Consider the following 21,002-nt stretch of genomic DNA (forward strand, 5'->3'; position numbering starts at 1 on the left):
TCAGGCTCCCGCCGACAGGCCGTCGGCCAAGGTGCGTCGATAGGCCAGCAAAGCAGGTACCAGACCGGCCACGGCACTCAGCACCAGCACCCCGCCTACCCACGCCAGCTCGCGCAGGTCCGGCCAGACATGGATAATCGACAGGCCGAAATTCGCCAGCGCCCAGCCGCGCCCGGCAAGGCTGGCGGCCACCAGGATGGCCAACGCCAGCACGCAGGCCATGCCGCTGGTCGCCACCGCTTCCAGCACCAGCAGGCCGGCGATGTAGCGTGGCCGTGCACCGGTGGCGCGCAGCACCGCCATCTCGCGACGGCGCTCCTGCAGGGTCGACACCAGCAGCGCCACCAGCGAGACCAGGCCCAGCAGCACCACCATCGCACTGATCAGCTGCAGCGCCCGCTCGGCCGTGCCCAGCGACTGCCACAGCTGCTGCAGGGTCACGCCGGGCAGGATCGCCAGCAGTGCCTCGTCGGGGTAGTCATTGATCGCGCGCTGTACCGAGAATGTGGCGATGCGCGAGTTCAGGCCGAGCAGGAAGGCAGTGATGCTGGTCGGGGTCAGGTCCAGGTGCCGCGCCTGTTCGGCGCTGACCTTGTGCCCGCGCAGCTGCACGCCCGAACGCCAGTCCACGTGGATGGCCTCGATCGCCGGCAACGACACCAGCACCGACGAATCCACCGGCGTGCCAGTCCGCTGCAGCACGCCGCTGATACGGAATGGCTTGTCGGCATGCTTGGCCAGCGTCACCGCGGCAGTACCGTGGGCGAGAACCATCTCATCGCCGACCTGCACGCCCTGCGCGCGGGCGACGTCGGCGCCGACCACGGCGTCGTACAGATCATCGAAGGGCTTGCCCTCACCGAAGGCCAACGTATGCCCGGCACCGTAGCGGTAGTGCTCGAAGTAGCCGCCGGTGGTGCCGATCACCCGGTAGCCGCGCCAGGAATCACCCAGCGACAACGGCACCGCCCACTTCACCTGCGGCAGCGTCGACAGCTCCTGGTAGGACTGCCAGGACACGTTGTTGGTCGGGTCGCCGATGTGGAACACCGAATACAGCAGCAGATTCACCGGCCCCGAGCGCGCGCCGACGATCAGGTCGGTGCCCGAAACGGTGCTGGCGAAACCCTCATGGGCCTGCACGCGCACGCGCTCCACGCCCAGCAGCAGGGTCACGCTGAGGGTGATGACCAGGACGGTCAGGGACACGCTCAGCGCACGGCTGCGCAGGCTGGCCCAGGCAAGTTCAAACATGGGCGGCTCCGGCGTGGTTGATGTCCTGCAGCTGCACGACGCGGTCGAACAGCGGTTGCAGGCTGTCGTCATGGCTGACCACAACCGCGGTGGTACCGGCCGCGGCACACTGCGCGGCCATCAGCTGCAGGAAGGCGCTGGCCGCCTCGCGGTCCAGTGCCGAGGTCGGCTCATCGGCGAGCAGCACGGCCGGGCGACCGATCAACGCCCGCGCCGCCGCCACGCGCTGCTGCTGGCCGACGCTGAGGGTGCCGGCACGGCGCTGCAGCAGGTCCCCATCCAGATGCAGGGCCCGCACCAGGCGGAGGATCTCATCCTCCAGCGGGCCACCGACCCGTGCGCTGCGCGCGGGGGAGAAGCGCAGGCCCAGCGCGATGTTGTCCCGCACGCTGAGGAAGGGCAGCAGGTTGAACTGCTGGAAGATCACACCGAGCTGATCGGCGCGGAAGCGGTCGCGCGCCGCTGGCTTCAGGGCGTGCACGGCCGTACCGGCCACCCTCACCTCGCCTTGTTCGGGGCACAACACACCAGCCAGCAGGCCCAGCAGGGTGCTCTTGCCCGACCCGCTGGCACCGCGCAGCAGCACGCTGCTGCCGGCCGCGATGCGCAGCTGCGGAATGTCCAGCACGGTGCGCCCGCCGTAGCTGAAACGCACCTGCTCCAGTGCGATCACGGCGGCGGCGTTCATGGGGCCAGCACCACGCGCAGGTTCTCGGCGTTGAGCACGGTGCGGCCCTGGCCGGCCGCCGTCGCGCTGTTGACAATGACCTCGTGCAGGTTCGGGAAGGCCTTCGGCAAGGCCAGCACCAACACGCGCAGCGCGGCCGGGTTGGCGCACTGGTAGCGCAGTTCGGCGTTGAAGCCGGCATGGGTGTGTTTGGCCGGCGTAGCGGCAGTGGCGGGCGCGGCGGCGGCAAAGCCCTCGGCGCGTGCGTCACGTTTCAGCGGCGTGCACTGCGCTGCGGTGGGCAGGGTCAGCCAGTCGCCGCGCTTGAGCGTGGCCAGTGCCGCGTCCAGCGCCGCCTGTTCGGTGGCATTGGCCGGCGGTCGCTCGAAGTCGAGGATGCCGATGCCCGGCGCCTGCAGGGCCAGTTCAAGGGTGCCCTGGTCCACGGCCAGGTCGACCAGGGCCTGGCCATGCACGTGGGCGCCTGGCTGACGCACGTCATGTGCCTGCACTGCAGGAGCTGCAAACAACAGGAACAGCAAAACGGAACGCTTCATTGAGGACTCCATCGTTGTTACTATGTAACATTATGGACCACATCCCCACGCCACCCGCAAGGGCACTGCCCCAGCCGCCAGCTTCGGCACGCTGGCACCCCCGTCTCGACCTGGCCGGCGCCTGGCTGTCTCTGGCCTGCGCCGCGCACTGCATCACCCTGCCCCTGCTGCTGGCCTTCGTGCCGGCGGCGATGATGGCCCTGCGCTCGTTCCAGCACCCGGCCCACGGCGCGATGACCGCGCTGCTGGTGATGTCGCGCTGGGAATGGGTGTTCGCCGTAGTTGCCTCCACCGTGGCCATGGCCAGCACCGTGTCGGGCTGGCGTCGCCACCAGCAGTGGCGACCGCTGCGGCTGGCGGCCTGCGGCGCGGTCACGCTGCTGGCGTCCTCGCTGTACATGCCGCTGAAGGAATCGCTGGTCTGGCATGGCGTGGCGACCGCCTGCGGCGGCGTGCTGCTGGCCACCGCCCACACCCTCAACCGGAGGGCGTTGCAACGGTAGTCGTCCACCTTGGTGGAAGTTCCCGACGTGCCAACTAAGGTTGGAATCTACACGGCGTCGGGGCCAGACCCTGCGCGTCGCGTTCGCGCAGCAGATCGGCGAAGGCCTTCAACGCGGGCGGCAGGTGACGGTGGCCGGGAAAATACAGGTACAGACCCGGGAACGGCGGGCACCAGGCATCCAGCACCGGCACCAGCGCGCCGCTGTCCAGGTCCTCGCGGATATGGATATGCCATTCGGACAGGAACGCCAGGCCGACACCGGCCTGGCCGCCGAGGCGGTGGCGATCGCCAATGACACGCCTTACGGCCTGAGCGCGCTGGTGATCGGCGCAGATGAAGCACATGCGACGGCGGTGGCGCGGAAGATCCAGTCCGGCCGCGTGCTGGTGAATACGCTGCGGCACGAGCCGCTGGCCCGTTCGGCGGCATGAAGCAGTCGGGCACTGGCCGCGAGAGCGGCGCGTGGGGCATGGAAGCATTCCTGGAAGCGCAGACGTTGGTGGTGGGGTGATGGCCGTCCACCGGTAGTGTCGGGCCATGCCCGGCGGATATGGATTGTGCCAACCAAGGTTTGCACCTACCGGTTCGCGGCGCGGCGGCTGTGCACCCAGTAGTACAGCGTGGGCAGCACCAGCAGGGTCAGCAGCATCGCCGACAGCAGGCCACCGATCACCACCACCGCCAGCGGCTTCTGCGTCTCGGCACCAATCGCGTGCGAGGTGGCCATCGGCAGCAGACCGAACATTGCCAGCAGCGCGGTCATCAGCACTGTGCGCAGGCGCTGCAGCGAGCCCTGCACCACCGACTGCAGCAGGTCCATGCCCTGCTCACGCAGCTGGGCAAACCGGCTGAGCATCACCACACCGTTCAGTACCGCCTGCCCGAACAAGGCGATGAAACCGATCGCCGCCGACACCGACAACGGGATGCCGGTCAGCCACAGGGCAAGGATGCCACCGATCATCGCCAGCGGCACGTTGGCCAGGATCAGCGCCGCACTGCTGATGTCCTTGAACGCATCAAACAGCAGCACGAAGATGATCAGCACCGACAGCGGGATCACCCAACCCAGCCGCTTCATCGCGCGCTGCTGGTTCTCGAACTCGCCCGACCACTCCAGGCGGTAGCCCTCGGGCAGCGTCACGCTGGCATCCACCCGCGCACGCATGTCGGCCACTACACTGCCCATGTCACGCCCGGCGATGAAGATGCTCACCGCCTTCACCCGCTGTGCGTTCTCGCGCGAGATGTTGATCGCACCGCTGGCCATCTGGAAATCGGCGACGTCGGACAGGGTCACGGTATGCCCATCGCCGATGCCCACCGGCACCATGCGCAGGCGCTGGAGATCACGGTCGGCATCGTCCAGGCGCAGGGTGATCGGGAACTTCCGGTCGCCCTCCCACAGCTCGCCCACTTCGCGGCCGCCCAGCGCGGTCTCGATCACCTCATCGATGTCACGCACGTTCAGGCCATAGCGTGCGGCACGGTCACGATCGATCTGCACCTGCAGTTGCGGCAGCGAGCCGTCGCGGTCGATGAAGGCGCTCTCCACGCCGTCCACGCCACGCACCTGGCCGAGAATGGCCTGGGCTTCCCGGTTCAGCACATCCAGGTCGGCACCGCTGACCTTGATCACGACCTGGCCCTTGATCTGCGAGATGCTCTCCAGGATGTTGTCGCGCACCGGCTGCGAGATCGAGAACTCCGGTCCTGGAATGCGCTGCTCCAGGGTGCGCTGCAGGTCGGCGATCAGCTGCCGCTTGTCCACGCCCTTGGGCCATTCCTTCTCCGGCTTCAACGCCACCAGCGCCTCGATCTGGTTCGCGCCCTTGGCATCGGAACCATCCTCAGGACGGCCCAGCTTGGCCACCACCGTGGAGACCTGCGGGTAGCTGTTCACCAGTTCGCGGATGCGCCGCGACTGCTGCTGCGCCTCGGCGAGGCTGGTGCTGGGGTCGAGCGTGGCGGTCAGCCAGATCGAGCCTTCATCCAGCTCCGGCAGGAACTCCGAGCCCAAGCGCGTGCCCAGCGCCAGCGTACCGACCAGCAGCGCGACGGCGGTCAGCACCACCGCCCGCGGACGGGCCAGCGCACGCTCCAGCACCGGCTGGTACCAGCCGGTCAGGCGGTCCATCAGTGGGTTTTCGCCGCGCATGCGGTCGCGCCGCAGCCACCAGTAGCAGAACAGCGGCACCACGGTCAGCGCCAGGATCAGCGCACCGATCAGCGCCGAGGTGACCGAGTAGGCCATCGGCGCGAACATACGGCCTTCCTGCCGCTGCAGGGTGAAGATCGGGATATGCGCGGCGATGATGATCAGCATCGAGAAGAAGGTCGGCCGCCCGACTTCCGAGGCCGCCGACAGCACGGTGCAGAACCGTGTCTTGCGGTCTGCCGTACGCGGCAGCGCGGACAGGCGCGAAACGATGTGCTCGGTGACGATCACCGCACCGTCGATGATGATGCCGAAATCCATCGCCCCCAGCGACAGCAGGTTGGCCGGCACGCCCCACAGGTGCAGGCCGAGGAAGGTCGACAGCAGGGCCAGCGGCATCATCGCCGCCACGATCAGCGCGGCGCGTGCGTTGTAGAGGAACAACCACAGCACCAGGAATACCAGCACCGCACCTTCCAGCAGGTTGCGGAACACCGTCTTCAGCGTGGTCGAGACCAGCCAGGAGCGGTCGTAGAACGGCTCGATACTGACGCCTGCCGGCAGCTGGCTGGCTTCGATCCCGGCCACGCGCGCATGCAGGGCGTCGAGCACATCGGACGGATTTTCGCCCTTGCGCATCAGCACCATGCCGAACACCGCATCGTCGTTGTCGTCCTGGCCAACCAGGCCCTGCCGCGGCAGCCCGGTATCGGCGATGCTGGCCAGGTCGCGCACCAGCACCGGCGTACCGCCTTTCTGTGCGACCACCACGCTGCCGATATCGGCAGGCGTGCGCATCAGGCCGACGCCGCGGATCAGGAACTGCTGCTGGCCACGCTCCACATAACCGCCACCGGCATTGGAGCTGCCCTTCTCCAGTGCTTCGGAGAATTCGCCGAGGCTGATGCCACGGTCACGCAGCTTGTCCAGATCCGGCTTGACCTGGAACGTACGCGCATAGCCGCCGAAGCTGATCACGTCGGCCACGCCGGGCACGGTACGCAGGCCACGCTCCATCACCCACTCCTGCACGGTGCGCAGCTCGGTGGGGCTCATGTGCGGGGCCTTCAGCACGTAGCGGTAGACCTCGCCCACCGCCGAACTCATCGCCTCCAGCTCGGGGGTCACGCCCTCGGGCAGGTCCACGCCCTGCAGGCGCTCCATCACCTGCTGGCGCGCGAAGTAGTCATCGGCCTTGTCGTCGAAGGTCAGGATGATCATCGACAGGCCGAACTGCGTATGCGAGAACACCCGCACCGAGTGCGGGATGCCCGACAGTGCCACTTCCAGCGGCATGGTGACTTCGCGCTCGACCTCCTCCGCGGCGCGACCCGGGTGCAGCGAGACCACGGTCACCTGGGTGTCGGACACATCGGGGAAGGCTTCCACCGGCAGTACGCGGAACGCAGCGATGCCGGCACCGATGAACAGCAGCAGCGCCAGCATCACCATCAGCGGCTGGCGCAGGCAGCAGGCAATCAGGCGATCGATCATGGTGCGGCATGCCCCATCGCGGGAGCAGCGGTTGCCGAGGGCGCCGTTGCCGGGGCCGGCGCGTTGTCCACCAGCTGCTGCAGCAGCAGGCCGCCCTCGACCACCACGCGGGTGCCGGCCGCCAGCCCTTCGCGCACCCACAGGCGCCCGTCACCCAGCTCCTCGGCCTGCACGGCGCGACGCGCGTAGTGGCCCTTGCCTTCGTCCACGAACACGACCTGCTTGCCATCGATCAGCAACACGGCGGCATCCGGCACCGACACGCCACCCTGTGCCGGCAGCGCCACCTGGGCGCGCACGTACTGCCCCGCCTTGAAGCTGCGGCCGTGGTTGTCCAGTTCGGCGCGCGCCTGCACCACGCGGCGCTCGCTGTCGACGAAGTCATCCACATGCTGCAGGGTCGCCTGCAGCGTGCTGCCATCGGCAGCCGGCACGCGCACCGCCATGCCCGGCTGCAGGCGCCCGGCCAGGCTCTCGGGAACGTCCAGCAACAGCCACAGGCGGTCGGGATCACCGATCACTGCCAGCGGGTGCTCGCCATCGGGACCCACGTTCATGCCCGGGCTCATCCGTCGCTCCACCAGCACGCCGTCGATGGGCGCACGCAGCGGCAGGCGCTGGTCCACGCGGTTGCCATTGCCATAGACGGTGGCGAACGCGGCGGCGCGTGCATGGTCGGCCTGGCTGCCGGCAAAATGCGCTTCGGCTTCATCCAGTTCGCGGTCCGAGGCCACGCCGGCGGCATGCAGCTCGCGGGTGCGCTCCAGTTCGCGACGGGCCTGCTGCAGCTCGGCGCGACCGCGTACGCCTTCGGCCTGCGCCTGGCCGAACTCCGGCGAGGTGATCCAGGCGATGACCTGGCCAGCCTTGACCTTCTGCCCCGGCTGCGCCTCGATGCGCGAGACCTGGCCCGGCAACGGCGCGCGCAGCGCACTGGAGCGTGTTTCGTCCCAGACCACCCGGCCCGGCAACTGCAGCGAGGCACTGGCACCCTCGCTCACGGCTTCGCTGCGCAGTACGTCCAACTGGCGGCTGTCGGCCGGGAACTGGATCTGCCCGGCACTGACCACCGGCGCGCCATCGGCATAGGTGGCCGGTTCACGCCCACAGCCGGACAGCAGGGCCAGCGCGAGCAGCGCAGGCAGCAATGCGCGGCGCGCACGCGGTTGAGTGGCGGCAAGCGGGATCACAGGGTCTCTCCTTCGGCAACGGACGTGGCGGCGCTCCAGCGCGCCAGTGCAATGGCATGGTCGGCACGCGCCTGGATCAGCGCGGCTTCGAACTCACGCCAGCTGCGGCGTGCGTCCAACAGGTCGGTCAGGCTGGCGGCGCCGCGGCGATAGGCCAGTTCGATGCCCTGCACGGCCTTGCGTGCGCTGTCGGCGTGCAGCCCCTCGTAATCCCGGCGGCGCTGCGCGGCGGCATCGGCGCCGGCCTGCAGCTGGTCCAGCTCGGCCCAGGTCTGGCGCTGCAGCGCATGCAGCTCCAGTGCGGCGACATCGCGGTCGGCCTCGGCACGCTGGATACCCCCCTGCGTGCGCGACGGCGCCCCCAGCGGGATCGTCACCGACACGCCCCAGGTCACGCCATTGATGTCGGTCGGCTCGCGCTCGGCCTCCACGCCCCACTGGATATCGCGGCGGCGTTCGCTGCGGGCAAGCGCCACACCCGCATCGGCCGCGGCCAGACGCGAGCGTGCGGCGCGCAGGTCCACCCGCTGCTGCGGGTCGGCGGCGCTGCCAGCCGCTTCCCTGCTTGCGTCGGGCCACGCGTCGTCCGCACTGAGAGAGGTGCTTTCCTCCCTGCCCAGCAGCAGGGCCAGGGTGTGCTGCGCATCGCGCAGGTCCAGCGCTGCTTCGCGTGCCGCATCGGCCATTGCGAGGTCATCCACGGCAAGGCGGGCACGATCCACGGGGGCCATTGCACCGCTGGCGACCTGCCGCTCCGCAGCGGCCATTTGCTCGGCCGAACTGCGGCCGTTGGCCTCGGCAATGTCCCGTACGTCCTGCGCGGCCTTCAGCCTGAAATAGGCTTCGTGCAGGGCCACCAGCTGCCGGCGGCGCATGTCCAGCTGTTCCAGCCCGGCCGCCTCCACCAGCGCATCGGCCTGGCGCATGCGCAGCGTTCGTTTGCCGCCGCGTTCCCAGGTGAAGCCCAGGCCGAGGGTTCTGTCGACGCGCTTGTCCTGCCAGCGGCCGCCGCCGACGCCGTGCTTCGGGCTTATCTTGCTGGTGCCCAGCGACAGTTCCGCTGCAGGCCGCAATGCAGCGGTCAGCGCATCACCCTGCGCACCGCGCAGTTCCAGCGCCGCCGCGCGCAGGTCCGGGTTGTGCGCATCCATGGCACGTTGCGCGTCCTGCAGGCTGATCGCCCACGCCGCAGGTGCACACGCCAGTGCGGCCAGCAGGGCCGCCGAACGAGGGAGGAAATTCATGCGCGCCACGGTAAGGTGGCGCACTTGCGCCAAACTTTCCCGAACCTTGCGCGAAGCTTGCAATGCGAATCCTGTTGATCGAAGACGACGCGGCCCTGGCCGACGGCCTGGTGCGTGCCCTGCAGGGCGCCGGCCATCTGTGTGACCACCTGGCGCAGGGCCTGTTGGCGCCGGGGGCGCTGGCCGCTGCACCGTATGACGTGATGGTGCTGGACCTGTCGCTGCCCGATGTCGACGGCCTCGACCTGCTGTCGCGCTTGCGCGACCAGGGCATCAGCCTGCCCGTGCTGATCCTCACCGCACGCGATGGCGTGGAGGACCGCATCCTCGGCCTGGACCGCGGTGGCGATGACTACCTGGCCAAGCCCTTCGCGCTGGGCGAACTGGAAGCGCGCCTGCGCGCGTTGGCACGACGCCGCAGCGATGCGCCTGCACAGAAGCGGCTCGGCCGCCTGTGCCTGGACAGCATCCGCCAGGAGGTGCAGGTGGACGGCCAGCGCATCGAGCTGACCGCACGCGAGCTGGCCCTGGTCGATGCGCTGATGCAGCAGCCCGGACGCACCGTGACCAAGCAGCGCCTGTTCGACGCGCTGTACAGCTGGGACCACGAGGCCAATCTCTCCGTGATCGAAGTGCATATCAGCCGCCTGCGCCGCAAGTTCGAACAGGCCGGCGCGGATGTGGGCATCCGCATGCTGCGTGGCCTCGGCTACCGGCTGGAGGCCATCGATGGTTGAGCGCGTGGCGAGCCTGCGCGGGCTGCTGCTGCGACGGCTGTGGCTGCCGCTGCTGGTGCTGCTGCTGTGCAGTGCGGTGGGCTCGTTCGCACTGGCGCGCTACTTCGCTGGCCAGGTCTACGACCGCTGGCTGCTGGATTCGGCGATGTCCTTGTCCGAGCTGGTGAAGGAGCAGGATGGTCGCGCGGTGATGGACGTGACGCCGGCCATGTCACGCATGTTCACCTGGGACACGGTGGATGAAGTGCATGGCGAAGTGGTCGATGCCAGCGGCGCGCGGCTGTATGGCGATCTGGCCGAGGCACTGCCGCGGCCCGCACAGACCGCCGATGACGACGCGGTCTACTACGATGCGCGGCTGCGCGGGCAAGCGGTGCGCATGGTGGAGGTGCTGGTACCGACCACGGGCGGGCATCAGGTGCGCCTGCGCGTGGCCGAGACACTGCGCAAGCGGCACCGGCTGGAGCGCAAGTTGCTGATGACCAGTGTGCCGTTCCAGGCCGCGATCCTTGCTCTGGCTGCGTGGCTGGCCTGGTCAGGCACAGGCGCGGCGGCGCGCCATGCCAACCAGGTGGCGCGGCGACTGGCGAGCCCGCGACCTGACCCGCTTGCGCCTCTGGACCCGCAGCAGGAGGCACCGCGCGAGCTGTGGCCCGCGGTGGAGGCCTACAACGCACTGCTGCAGCGGCTGGATGCAATGCAGGCGGCGCAGCGGCGCTTCGTCAGCAATGCCGCGCACCAGCTGCGCACGCCGTTGGCGGCGATGCAGGTGGAGCTGGAGAGTTCGCTGCGGCAGCAGGACCCACAGGCGCAGCAGCTGGCGCTGTCCGGAACCCTGGCTGGATTGTCGAGACTGCAGCATCTGGTCAACCAGCTGCTGCTGCTCAGCCGTTCGGAGGATGCACAGGGCGCTTCGTTGCCGTTGCAGGTACTGGACGTGGCCTCGCTGGCGCGCACCGTGGTCGAGCGCTATGCCGACCGCGCGTTGGCTGCCGGCGTGGACCTGGGATACGAGGGGCCGGACGAAGGCGTGCCGGTGCAGGGCGATGCACCGTTGCTGCGCGAGGCGCTGGGCAATCTGCTGGACAACGCGCTGCGCTATGGCGCCATGCGCGGAATGATCACCCTGAGCGTGCAACGCGATGCGGACGGCGTGCAGGTCTGGGTGGATGATGATGGCGCCGGCATCGACGCGGCCGAACGTGGCCGCGTCACGGAGCGCTTCTACCGCGCCAGCAGCCAGGGCGATGGCTGTGGCCTGGGCTTGGCCATCGTGGCCGAGATCGCGCAGCGGCATGACGCCGGGTTGGAGATCGGGAGTGCGCCGATGGGCGGCGCGCGGGTGGGCATGCGGTTCCGCGCCCTGTAGAGCCGAGCCCATGCTCGGCTGCCTCTGGCGCGGCGCCTGAGCCGAGCCTGGGCTCGGCTCCACAGGTTCCGCCGCCGGGCGTGGCCCGGCGCTACCGTGACCGTGGCCAAGATCGCGCAGCGGCATGCTGCCGCGCTGGACATCGGCAGCGCGCCGATGGGTGGTGCACGGGTGGGCATGCGGTTCCGCGCACTGTAGAGCCGAGCCCATGCTCGGCTGCTTCTGGCGCAGTGCCTGAGCCGAGCGTGGGCTCGGCCCTACAGGTTCCGCCGCCGGGCGTGGCCCGGCGCTACCGTGACCGTGGCCGAGATCGCGCAGCGGCATGATGCAGCGCTGGAGATCGGCAGCACGCCGATGGGTGGCGCACGGGTGGGCATGCGGTTCCGCAGCGGGTAGAGCCGAGCCCATGCTCGGCTGCCTCTGGCGCAGTACCTGAGCCGAGCGAGGGCTCGGCCCTACAGGTTCCGCCGCCGGGCGTGGCCCGGCGCTCCCGTTACCGTGGCCGAGATCGCGCAGCGGCATGCTGCCGCGCTGGACATCAGCAGCGCGCCGACGGGTGGCGCACGCGTGGGAATGCGGTTCCGCGCCCTGTAGAGCCGAGCCCATGCTCGGCTGCCTCTGGCGCGGCGCCTGAGCCGAGCGAGGGCTCGGCCCTACAGGTTCCGCCGCCGGGCGTGGCCCGGCGCTACCGTTACGGCGTTGACATCGAATACGGCGCCTGCGCGCCCTGCCCCGGCCACTCCTTGTTCGGTTCGGCCTGCATGGTGAAGGTCAGCTCGCCACCGGCCAGGATCTCGTCATGGCGCAGGAAGGTGCGCTTAAGCGGCTTGCCGTTGAGGCTCACGCTGCCCACGTAGGTGTGCTTGTCGTCCAGGCCGTTGGCCACGATCGTGAACGTCTTGCCGTTCGGCAGGCGCATCGCGGTCTTCGGCAGGAACGGACGGCCGAGGATGTACTCGCCCGAACCCGGCGCCACCGGATAGAAGCCCAGCGCGGTGAACACGTACCAGGCCGACATCTGGCCGACGTCATCGTTGCCGGCCAGGCCATCGGGGCGGTCGGCGTACTGCGTGTCCATGATCTGCTTCAGCCGGGCCTGGCTGCGCCACGGCTGGCCGGCGTACGAATACAGGTAGGCGACGTGGTGGCTGGGTTCGTTGCCGTGCGCGTACCAGCCGATCAGGCCGGTGATGTCTTCCATGTGCTCGAAGATGGACGGATCGACCTTGGCGTTGAACACTTCGTCGAGCCGCGCCAGCAGCTTGTCGCTGCCGCCGTGCGCTGCGGCCAGCCCTGCCACGTCCTGCGGCACATACCAGGAATACTGCCAGGCGTTGCCTTCGGTGTAGTCGGTGCCGTAACCGCTGGCACTTGGGTCGAACGGCGTGCGGAAGCTGCCATCACGCTTGCGCGCGCGCATGAAGCCGGTTTCCTTGTCGAAGGCATTGCGCCAGTTGCCGGCACGCCTGTCGAAGGTGGTGGCCACGTCGGTCTTGCCCATCGCCTGCGCCATGCGCGCGATGGTCCAGTCGTCGAAAGCATACTCCAGCGTCTTGCTGGCCGCCTCGCCCTCCTCGTCGATCGGCACGTAGCCAAGCTCGCGGTACTGCGCGATGCCGTCGTAGGGGCCGTAGTTGGCCGTCTCGACCATGGCTTTCAGCGCCTTGTCGGCGTCGAAGCCGCGAATGCCCTTGACGTAGGCATCGGCGATCACCGGCACCGCGTGGTATCCGATCATGCACCAGTCTTCCAGGCCGTGGAACGACCACACCGGCAGCATGCCGTAGGGGCTGTGGTCGTGGTGGGCCAGCATCGAATTGATGAAATCGCTGTTGCGCTGCTCAGGCTGCACCAGGGTCAGCAAGGGATGCAGGGCGCGGTAGGTATCCCACAGCGAGAAGGTCGAGTAGTTGGTGTAGCCCTCGGCCTTGTGCACGGCATTGTCGGCGCCGCGGTACTGGCCGTCGGCATCCATGAACAGCGTCGGCCCCAGCAGGGTGTGGTACAGCGCGGTGTAGGCGCTGCGGCGCGCATGTTCTGGCGCGTCGATGTCCAGCACCGACAGCGCCTTCGTCCACTCCTGCTTCGCCTGCGCACGCACACGGTCAAAGTCGAAGTCGGCGACTTCCGCGTCGAGATTGGCGATGGCACCGGCCTCGCTGACAGGCGAAATCGCCACCTTGACGATCAGCGGTGCATCCAGCTTGCCGAAGTCGAAGGTGCCGACCAGCTGCCGGCCCTCGATCTGCGCACGCTGCTTCGGGTCCTTCTCACCCGGAGGCGCGAAGCCCTTGTAGACGATGTCCTTCTCGGTGCTGTGCAGCTCGTGGCTGGTCAGCGGCCGCGAGAAGCGCATCGCGAAATACAGCTGGCGACCCGCCGCCCAGCCGCGCGTTTCACGGAAGCCGGTGACGGTCCCGTCGTCGCGGACGCGCACCCGCGACCACAGGATCTTGCCCGGGTAGTCGTACATGCTGGTGCGCATGTCCAGCAGCATCTTCGCGTCGGTACCCCTGGGGAAGGTGTAGCGATGCACGCCGACGCGGGCGCTGGTGGTGAGCTCGGCGCGCACCTTGTAGTCGTCCAAGGTAACCGCGTAGTAGCCCGGCTCGGCCTTCTCGTCGTCATGGCGGAAGCGCGAGGCATAGCCGCTGCGCGGCTTTTCCGGATCGCCGCGCTCCAGGCCGGGCTCACCGGTGAACGGCATCACCAGGATGTCGCCCAGGTCCGAATGGCCGGTGCCGGAGAAATGCGTGTGCGAGAAGCCGACGATGCTGCTGTCGTCGTAGCGGTAGCCGGCTGCCCAGCCATAGGCCTTTTCGCGCGGCTGGATGCGCGTGTCCGGGCTGAGCTGGACCATGCCGAACGGCACCGTGGCACCCGGGTAGGTATGCCCTTCCCCGCCGGTGCCGATGAAGGGGTCGACCGAGGCATAGGCCTTGTCGGCGGCGGACTTCGGCGTGGCGGCCGTGCCCACGCCGGAGGCAAGCATGGCAGTGGCGGCGACGGCGATCAGGAGGCGACGGTCCAGCAGGGGCATCGGCATTTGGATCGATTCAGGTGGTGAACTGATCGTAGCACCGGGTTTGCCGCGAGGCATGTTGCGCTGCGGTTGCCCGGGCGCACCCTGGTAGAGGCCGGCTTTTTTCGGCGTTGTGCCAACCAGGGTTGGCACCTACCAAATGCGTGGCGCAGGCCACAGCGGCTGACCGCTTCGATCCAGTGCGGCAGGTTGTAGTAGTTGGTGATGCGCGCGACCTTGCCGTCACGGATCTCGAAAGACGCACCCCCGGGGAGCACGTACGGCTGGCCGTGCGCCTCGGGCAGGCCTTCGTCGCATGCTCGGCTGACCCTTTCTGTAGAGCCGAGCCCATGCTCGGCTGGAACAGCAGTCGAGCATGGGCTCGGCTCTACAAGAGCAGTCGAGCATGGGCTCGACTCTACAAGAGCAGCCGAGCATGGGCTCGACTCTACAAGAGCAGCCGAGCATGGGCTCGGCTTTACAAGGGCGTCAACGCGGCGGCAGGCCGTCGCTCACGCGTTCCATTGCCTGCCGGTAGCGGCGGCTGCCAAACAGACCGCGCTGCAGGGTCGTGCGCATCGCCTGCACCTCGTCCTCATCCGGCTGCTGCGCGCAGGCACGCTCGGCCCAGAACACCGCGCGGTCAAACTCGACCTCGCTGCGCGCGGCGTAGTACTGCGCCAGCATCCAAGCCGCCTGCGTCCACGCCTGTCCGCCCCAGAATTCCAGCGTATCCAGCAGACGCGGCAGGCGCCCCTCGGCAGGGACCTGCGTGCGCAGGTAGTACCCCGCACCCGCTACGCAACTGCGGACGCGACGCTGCAGACGCTCGCCCCATTCTTCTTCGTTCGCCGCCAGCTCCAGGCAGCGCAGCTCGCAGGCATTGGACAGATGCACCAGCTCGTCCGCGCCGATGCCGGCAATCCCGCCCTCCTCCAGGCCTCGGTCGTAGACCAGGCTGAGGTTGTAGATTGCGCGGCCACTGTCCTGCTCGACTGCACGGCGGTACCACTGGATGGCCAGCGCCGGATCGTAGGCAGGCGCGTGCTCGAAGTAGTGGTAGCCCAACGCGGCCTGCATCTCCGGGAAGCCCAGTTCGGCACCGACCTGCGCCATATGCAGCAGCGCAGTGTGCTGCAGCGACTCGTCGAAGGCGTAGTAGACGTCGTTGAACGGGCAGTCCGCGCCCGGCGCTGGCACCGCCATCAGCGCGGCCACGTGGCGCCAGGCCGCCTCGGCCTGCGCCGCATCCGGCGTCACCCCGCACCAACCGGTGTCGCGCAGTACGCCCTGGATTACCGCCGCCCAAGCTGAGTTGCGCCACTGGCGTGCCACCACCGGTGCCAGCCACTCCCCCATGCCGGTCGCCGCGGCCGCATGCAGCATGCGCATCAGCTGATGATCATCGAACCCGCGCGGCACGCTGGGATCGGCCGCCTGCGCGTAGTACGCCGCAGCCATTTCGGGGTTGTCCACCCGCGAAGCCAGCTCGGCCAGCTGCAGATGGATCCCTGTCCGCTCCAGCGCCGACTGCGGCTGCGCCAGCAGTTCCATGCCACGCGCAAAGGCCTGCTGCACCGCGCTGCGGTCGTCGGTGTCGATGCTGTCCACGTCGATGGCATCCAGCCACACGATCATGCGCAGCTGGTTGCGCTGCGATGCGTCCAAGCCTTCAGCCAATGGACCCTCTGCCAGCGCGAGGATCTCTTCATGGCTGCCGCCCCAGCGTGGCGTACGCAGCCGCGCGTAGGTGTCCAGCAACGGCAGGCCGTGACCTGCGGCCTGCAGGCCCATCTGCAGCCAGGCCAGGGCCGGCTGCGGCGAAGCCTCGTCGCTCGCAATCGGGTCACCCTCCTCATCCAGTTCCGGCGGCGGCGGGACCGCGGCAGACCAGGACGCAGGCATCTGCGCCGGCAGGTCCGGCAGGCGTGGCGCCTGGGTCATCCACGCGCCGAGCAGCGCCTGCATGTCGCGCCACGGGCCGGCGCCATCGGCGGGATGAAAGCCATCGTGCATCCAGTCGCTCATCCACACCGGCACGCCGAACGCCGCCACGCTGCGCATCAGCTGGTGCAGCAGCGGCCAGGACAACGGCCCGCGATCGGCCAGGGCAATCGCGTGGACGAACAGCGCGGTCTGCGCGGCATGCACGCTGGACCAGGCGCCCTCGCCCACCGATGACGTCCAGCCCGAGCCCCGAAGATCGACGGCAATGCGATCCCACACCAGGGCGGCCAGCAGCAGCGGTGCATCGGCTTGCGAGGCCTGCTGTTGCCACGCTGCCAGGGCCTCCCACAGCGCATTGATCGACAGTGCCTGCGGCGGCGCAAGCAGCGCCAGTGCACGCGCACCGCCCTCGGCATCCTGCGGTGCGAGGAGGTCGGGCAAGGCGGACTCGATGGCCTCGAAGCGATGGGCGAGCAGGTCATCCCAGATCGCGGGTGCGGCATGACGCCGCGGGGATTCAGCGGAAAGCGGAGAGGTCATCGGAATTCAAGCAGAGCGACAGCATCGGCGGATTATAGCGCTGCAGCGGGGCTGCACTCCGGGTTTGCATCGGTAGTAGTCACGCTTGCTTGACCGTTTTTTGGCGACGTACATCCGACCAGCAGCCGAGCATGGGCTCGGCTCTACACAGAACCGGGCAGGCGCTACGTCGGCAGTGCCGCCACCAGGGTGGACAGATCCGCGCTGTCCACTGGCCGCACCACGCGCGCCATTTCGTGGCCGTCGCGCAGCAGTACCACCGTCGGCCACAGCTTCACCTGGAACGAGCGGCCCAGCGGCTTGCCCTTGCCATCCTCGATCTTCCAGTGCGGCAGATCATGCGCGTCCACGAAGCGCTGCAGCACCGGTTGCGCGGCCTGGCAGTGGCCGCACCACGGCGCACCGAACTCGACAAGCAGCCAGCCGGGCTGCGCATCGACATCGCTGCGGGCCGGCTCGGCGGCCTGGTGGTCGCGCATGAAAGGCATTGCGTTACGCTGCCAGTGCGCGCTGGATGTCTTCCAGCGGTGCGTTGGTGAAGTTCTTCGCCAGGTCATCCAGCAGCCGCGCCTGCGTTTCCTTGTGCAGCAGCGGGCGGATCCGCCCCAGAGTGATCGGATCGGCCACCAGGATCAGGTGCGCGTAGCGGTTCTTCAGCGCGTCCTCGTTCAACTGCTCGGCCACCTGCTTGGCGAACGTCGCTTCGTTGAGCTGGGAAATGGACATGTCCTTCGGCACGGCACCCGACGGGCCCTGCCCCGACACACCCTGCTCGCTGATGTCCTGCAGGCGCAGCTCGCCCTCCTGCTTCAGCGTCAGCTGATGATCGCTGCCGACGTTGGTGAACACGCGCGCCGAGCCACCATCGGTGACGACGACAAGGGTACCTTCGGGAATGCGACGAGTCATGCGATGCTCCGGTTGCGTTGGTTCGCCACCACCGTAAGGGCTGCGTTGTGAGCGGTGCGGCCACACTGCGTCCACAGCATGTCATCGCGGCATGCATCATCAAGGCGTGCGCATGAACGGGCAGTCGGGCGCACAGCGTCCGCTACAGCCCGCTTCGCTGCATGTTCACGTCGTAACCGTTATCATGAAGGGATGATCGACACGACGTACTACGTGGCAGGCACACCTGTCACGTGGGAAGCACGGCCGACCGGCGTACCGCTTGCCACACCCGCTCCCACCCCCTCATTCCTTCGCCGCGTGCAGGATCCGGGTGGATGACGCCGCTCAGGCGCTGATCTTGACCGTTCTTCCGATGCCCACCCAGCCTGGTCCGGTCAGCCCGTTCTGATCGGCGGCATGTGCCATCACCCCTGGCATCGATCTTCACCAGCCCTCGCCAATCCACGGCGTAGTTTCCCGTGCGTGGTTTTTTCCCGTACGTCCTGGTCCAACGTGGACCGCCCGCACCGATGCCCCTGCGCCAGTTGCGCCAGCATCGCTGTTTCCGATTTCCGGGACACCACACCGCCTATTCCGCACTCCCCCTTCAAGAACAGAAAGGACGTCCCCATGCAGGACAACCCCGATGCCCATGCCCACTTCGGTTGGTTCAAACGCCGCCGCCACCTTGAGGTCGACGAGATCACCGTCGTCGACAAGCCCATGCTCAAGCGCGCCGTCGGTGCCGCTGCACTGGGCAATGCGATGGAATGGTTCGACTTCGGCGTCTACGGCTACCTTGCGGTGACCATCGGCCAGGTCTTCTTCCCCTCCAGCAATCCCACCGCGCAGGTGATCGCCGCGTTCGCGACCTTCACCGTGGCCTTCCTGGTGCGCCCGCTGGGCGGTCTGGTATTCGGCCCGCTGGGTGACCGCTACGGGCGGCAGAAAGTTCTGGCCTTCACCATGATCCTGATGGCGCTGGGCACCTTTGCCATCGGTCTGATCCCCTCCTACGAACGCATCGGTATCTGGGCGCCGGTCCTGCTGCTGCTGGCGCGCGTCGTGCAGGGCTTCTCCACCGGCGGCGAGTACGGCGGCGCGGCCACCTTCATCGCCGAGTACTCAACCGACCGCAACCGCGGCCTGATGGGCAGCTGGCTGGAGTTCGGCACGCTGGGCGGCTACATCGCCGGCGCCGGCACGGTCACCGCGCTGCACATGCTCCTGAGCAGCGAGGACATGCTGGACTGGGGCTGGCGCATCCCGTTCCTGGTCGCCGGTCCGCTGGGCCTGCTCGGTCTGTACATGCGCATGAAGCTGGAAGAGACCCCGGCCTTCCGCGCCTTCGCCGAGGAAGCCGAGAAGCGCGAGCACGACCGCCCGGGCCTGGGTGACCTGTTCCGCGTGCATGGCCGCCAGCTGCTGGTGTGCATGGGCCTGGTGCTGGTGTTCAACGTCACCGACTACATGCTGCTGACCTACATGCCCAGCTACCTGAGCGTGACCATGGGCTATGCGGAGAGCAAGGGCCTGCTGCTGATCATCATCGTGATGCTGGTGATGATGCCGCTGAACATCGTCGGTGGTCTTTTCAGCGACAAGCTCGGGCGCCGGCCGATGATCATCGGCGCCTGCATCGCGCTGCTGGTGCTGGCCGTGCCCTGCCTGCTGCTGATCGGCAGCGGCAACGACTGGCTGATCTTCCTGGGCCTGATGCTGCTGGGCCTTGCCCTGGTGTGCTTCACCAGTTCGATGCCGTCCACGCTGCCGGCGCTGTTCTACACACCGGTGCGCTACAGCGCGCTGTCGATCGCCTTCAACGTGTCCGTGTCGCTGTTCGGCGGCACCACGCCGCTGGTCACCGCCTGGCTGGTCGAGCGTACCGGCGATCCGCTGGTGCCCGCCTACTACCTGATGCTTGCGGCGGTGATCGGCCTGATCACCATGATGTTCGTGAAGGAGACGGCGAACATGCCGCTGCGCGGTTCGCCGCCGGCCGTGGCCAGCGACAAGGAAGCCGCCGCCCTGCTGAAGAGCGATGGGCCGGTGACCGTTGACCCGACCCTGCCGCCGCTGCCGGAAGCCGGTGATGGCGAGACGCCAAAGCCCGCCTGAGACAGCGCAGGCGCCCACCCATGGGCCGTGAAAGCGGCCCATGCCGGCCCTGCACCAGCGGATAACCGCAACCGCGCATTCTGGCTTCATCCCTGATGGAGCCAGCCATGCGCACGCTACTTCCCCCCGTTCCCTTCCACGCCGGCATGGAGCAGCGAGAGGCTGACGAAGCCGAGACCATCGATGCGCTGCGCGAGGTATTCCTCGGCATGGCGCGCACGGTGGCAGAGGCCGAAGGCCATGCTTATCGTGCCGTGCATGCAAAAGGCCAGGCGCTGCTCAAGGGCAGGCTGAAGGTTTCTGATGCCCTCCCACAGGAACTCGCGCAAGGACTCTTCGCTGCGCCTGCAACCTACGAGGCGGTCGTTCGCTTTTCTTCCCCGCCCGCCGAACAGTTGCCGGACACGGTGTCCACCCCGCGCGCCATCGCCATCAAGATCCTTGGTGTGAGCGGCGCCCGCGTCGCGGAAAGCGAAGAGCAGCACAGCCAGGACTTCCTGATGGTCAACGGCCCCGCCTTTACCAGCCCGGGTCCAAAAGGCTTTCTCCGTTCAACAAAGCTGCTGGCGGCAACCACCGAGCGCATGCCGCGAACCAAGGCAGTGATTTCGGCCACCCTTCGCGGCGGCGAAAGGTTGCTGGAAGCCGCAGGCGGCGGCAGCGCGAAGATCAAAGGGATGGGCGGCGAACCGCAGACACATCCAATGGGGGAAACCTTCTTCAGCCAGGTGCCGTTCCGCTTCGGCCCCTACGTGGCCAAGTTCTGCCTGCGCCCAGTCTCGGCCACCTTGCAGGCACTGGATCGGGCACCATTGCAAAACATCGAAGACGGCCAGCGCGATGCCATTCAGGAGACGCTTGCGAGCGGGCGTGGCCATCTGGTCTGGGAGCTGTGCGCGCAGCTGTGCCGGGATGAAAAAGCGATGCCCATCGAGGATGCCTCGGTGGAGTGGCCACAGGAGCAGAGCCCGTTCATTGCCGTTGCCGAGCTGCACGTTCCGCCCCAGGTGAGCTGGGATGATGCGGAGTCACCGGGCGTCGAGGATCGCCTGGCGTTCAGTCCATGGCACGCGCTGGAAGCACATCGGCCGCTGGGTGCGCTGAACCGGGCACGCAAGGTTGTCATGGCCGCCTCGCGTGAGCATCGCTCTCAGCACAACCGGTGTCCGCTGCACGAGCCCGTTGCAGGCGGACAGTAGAGTCGAGGGTTGTATCCAGCCAAAACTAGCAAAACAACGCCGAAAACCCACAAGACAAAACTACCTGGCGACCCCCCCGCCATGGCTCGCGAGTAAACAACCTAGACTAC

At 68.1% G+C, this 21,002-nt stretch carries 16 protein-coding genes and 2 pseudogenes; 6 read left to right on the forward strand and 12 right to left on the reverse strand.

The genetic code is table 11. The annotated features are described in order from the left end of the window. From AC1VXD_RS13885 to AC1VXD_RS13895, 3 genes are read right to left on the reverse strand one after another with little or no spacing between them, the layout of a single operon-like run. Positions 1–1,254: an ABC transporter permease gene (locus tag AC1VXD_RS13885; RefSeq protein ID WP_482992521.1), complete on the reverse strand. Its 1,254-nt coding sequence runs from the start codon at positions 1,252–1,254 to the stop codon at positions 1–3. Next, entirely contained in the window at positions 1,247–1,942 is a 696-nt protein-coding gene (locus AC1VXD_RS13890; RefSeq protein ID WP_482992522.1) for an ABC transporter ATP-binding protein, read from the reverse strand. The genes AC1VXD_RS13885 and AC1VXD_RS13890 overlap by 8 nt, the downstream gene beginning before the upstream one ends. Beyond that, positions 1,939–2,478 carry a ZrgA family zinc uptake protein gene (locus AC1VXD_RS13895; protein WP_482992523.1) on the reverse strand — a complete coding sequence of 180 codons (540 nt, stop codon included), beginning with the start codon at positions 2,476–2,478 and terminating at the stop codon, positions 1,939–1,941. The genes AC1VXD_RS13890 and AC1VXD_RS13895 overlap by 4 nt, the downstream gene beginning before the upstream one ends. Before the next feature lie 32 nt (positions 2,479–2,510). On the opposite strand from AC1VXD_RS13895, the gene AC1VXD_RS13900 reads away from it, so the two are divergent. Beyond that, positions 2,511–2,981: a MerC domain-containing protein gene (locus tag AC1VXD_RS13900; protein WP_482992524.1), complete on the forward strand. Its 471-nt coding sequence runs from the start codon at positions 2,511–2,513 to the stop codon at positions 2,979–2,981. Between the two features lie 34 nt (positions 2,982–3,015). Here AC1VXD_RS13900 and AC1VXD_RS13905 read toward each other — a convergent pair whose 3' ends face one another. Beyond that, complete coding sequence (locus AC1VXD_RS13905) at positions 3,016–3,327, reverse strand: LysR substrate-binding domain-containing protein (protein ID WP_482992525.1); 312 nt, start codon at positions 3,325–3,327, stop codon at positions 3,016–3,018. Between AC1VXD_RS13905 and AC1VXD_RS13910 the strand changes: the two are divergent. After that, a pseudogene (locus AC1VXD_RS13910) lies at positions 3,211–3,494 on the forward strand (aldehyde dehydrogenase family protein). The gene AC1VXD_RS13905 and the pseudogene AC1VXD_RS13910 sit on opposite strands and share 117 nt — an antisense overlap. 66 nt (positions 3,495–3,560) lie before the next feature. Here the strand turns inward: AC1VXD_RS13910 and AC1VXD_RS13915 are convergent. The 3 genes from AC1VXD_RS13915 to AC1VXD_RS13925 are packed head-to-tail and all read right to left on the reverse strand — an operon-like array spanning position 3,561 to position 9,069. Beyond that, on the reverse strand, positions 3,561–6,635 hold the full coding sequence (locus AC1VXD_RS13915) for an efflux RND transporter permease subunit (RefSeq protein WP_482992526.1): 3,075 nt from the start codon (positions 6,633–6,635) through the stop codon (positions 3,561–3,563). After that, positions 6,632–7,825, reverse strand: coding sequence for an efflux RND transporter periplasmic adaptor subunit (locus AC1VXD_RS13920; RefSeq protein WP_482992527.1), 1,194 nt, complete (start codon positions 7,823–7,825; stop codon positions 6,632–6,634). Before AC1VXD_RS13920 ends, AC1VXD_RS13915 begins: the two co-directional genes overlap by 4 nt. Beyond that, positions 7,822–9,069 (reverse strand): TolC family protein, encoded by a 1,248-nt coding sequence (locus tag AC1VXD_RS13925; protein WP_482992528.1) that lies wholly within the window; start codon positions 9,067–9,069, stop codon positions 7,822–7,824. Before AC1VXD_RS13925 ends, AC1VXD_RS13920 begins: the two co-directional genes overlap by 4 nt. Positions 9,070–9,131: 62 nt before the next feature. Here AC1VXD_RS13925 and AC1VXD_RS13930 point away from each other — a divergent pair, with 62 nt between their 5' ends. Then, positions 9,132–9,806, forward strand: coding sequence for a response regulator (locus tag AC1VXD_RS13930; RefSeq protein ID WP_482992529.1), 675 nt, complete (start codon positions 9,132–9,134; stop codon positions 9,804–9,806). Further along, positions 9,799–11,175 (forward strand): sensor histidine kinase, encoded by a 1,377-nt coding sequence (locus AC1VXD_RS13935; RefSeq protein WP_482992530.1) that lies wholly within the window; start codon positions 9,799–9,801, stop codon positions 11,173–11,175. Before AC1VXD_RS13930 ends, AC1VXD_RS13935 begins: the two co-directional genes overlap by 8 nt. A 691-nt stretch (positions 11,176–11,866) precedes the next feature. Here AC1VXD_RS13935 and AC1VXD_RS13940 read toward each other — a convergent pair. From AC1VXD_RS13940 to AC1VXD_RS13960, 5 genes and pseudogenes are all read right to left on the reverse strand, one after another. Then, positions 11,867–14,221, reverse strand: a complete 2,355-nt coding sequence (locus AC1VXD_RS13940; RefSeq protein WP_482992531.1) for a GH92 family glycosyl hydrolase — start codon at positions 14,219–14,221, stop codon at positions 11,867–11,869. A 155-nt stretch (positions 14,222–14,376) separates the two neighbouring features. Next, a pseudogene (locus tag AC1VXD_RS13945) lies at positions 14,377–14,526 on the reverse strand (nuclear transport factor 2 family protein); the annotation flags it as partial. A gap of 160 nt (positions 14,527–14,686) precedes the next feature. Then, positions 14,687–16,684, reverse strand: a complete 1,998-nt coding sequence (locus AC1VXD_RS13950) for a DUF4034 domain-containing protein (protein WP_482992532.1) — start codon at positions 16,682–16,684, stop codon at positions 14,687–14,689. 164 nt (positions 16,685–16,848) lie between these two features. Beyond that, positions 16,849–17,172 carry a thioredoxin family protein gene (locus AC1VXD_RS13955; RefSeq protein WP_482992533.1) on the reverse strand — a complete coding sequence of 108 codons (324 nt, stop codon included), beginning with the start codon at positions 17,170–17,172 and terminating at the stop codon, positions 16,849–16,851. A gap of 4 nt (positions 17,173–17,176) precedes the next feature. Then, entirely contained in the window at positions 17,177–17,593 is a 417-nt protein-coding gene (locus AC1VXD_RS13960) for a baeRF12 domain-containing protein (RefSeq protein WP_482992534.1), read from the reverse strand. A 612-nt stretch (positions 17,594–18,205) separates the two neighbouring features. On the opposite strand from AC1VXD_RS13960, the gene proP reads away from it, so the two are divergent. Then, complete coding sequence (gene proP / locus AC1VXD_RS13965; protein ID WP_482992535.1) at positions 18,206–19,693, forward strand: glycine betaine/L-proline transporter ProP; 1,488 nt, start codon at positions 18,206–18,208, stop codon at positions 19,691–19,693. Positions 19,694–19,800: 107 nt separating this feature from the next. Next, positions 19,801–20,892, forward strand: a complete 1,092-nt coding sequence (locus tag AC1VXD_RS13970) for a catalase family protein (protein WP_482992536.1) — start codon at positions 19,801–19,803, stop codon at positions 20,890–20,892. The last annotated feature ends 110 nt before the right edge of the window (positions 20,893–21,002 follow it).

The organism is Stenotrophomonas sp. STEN054, from assembly GCF_056854535.1.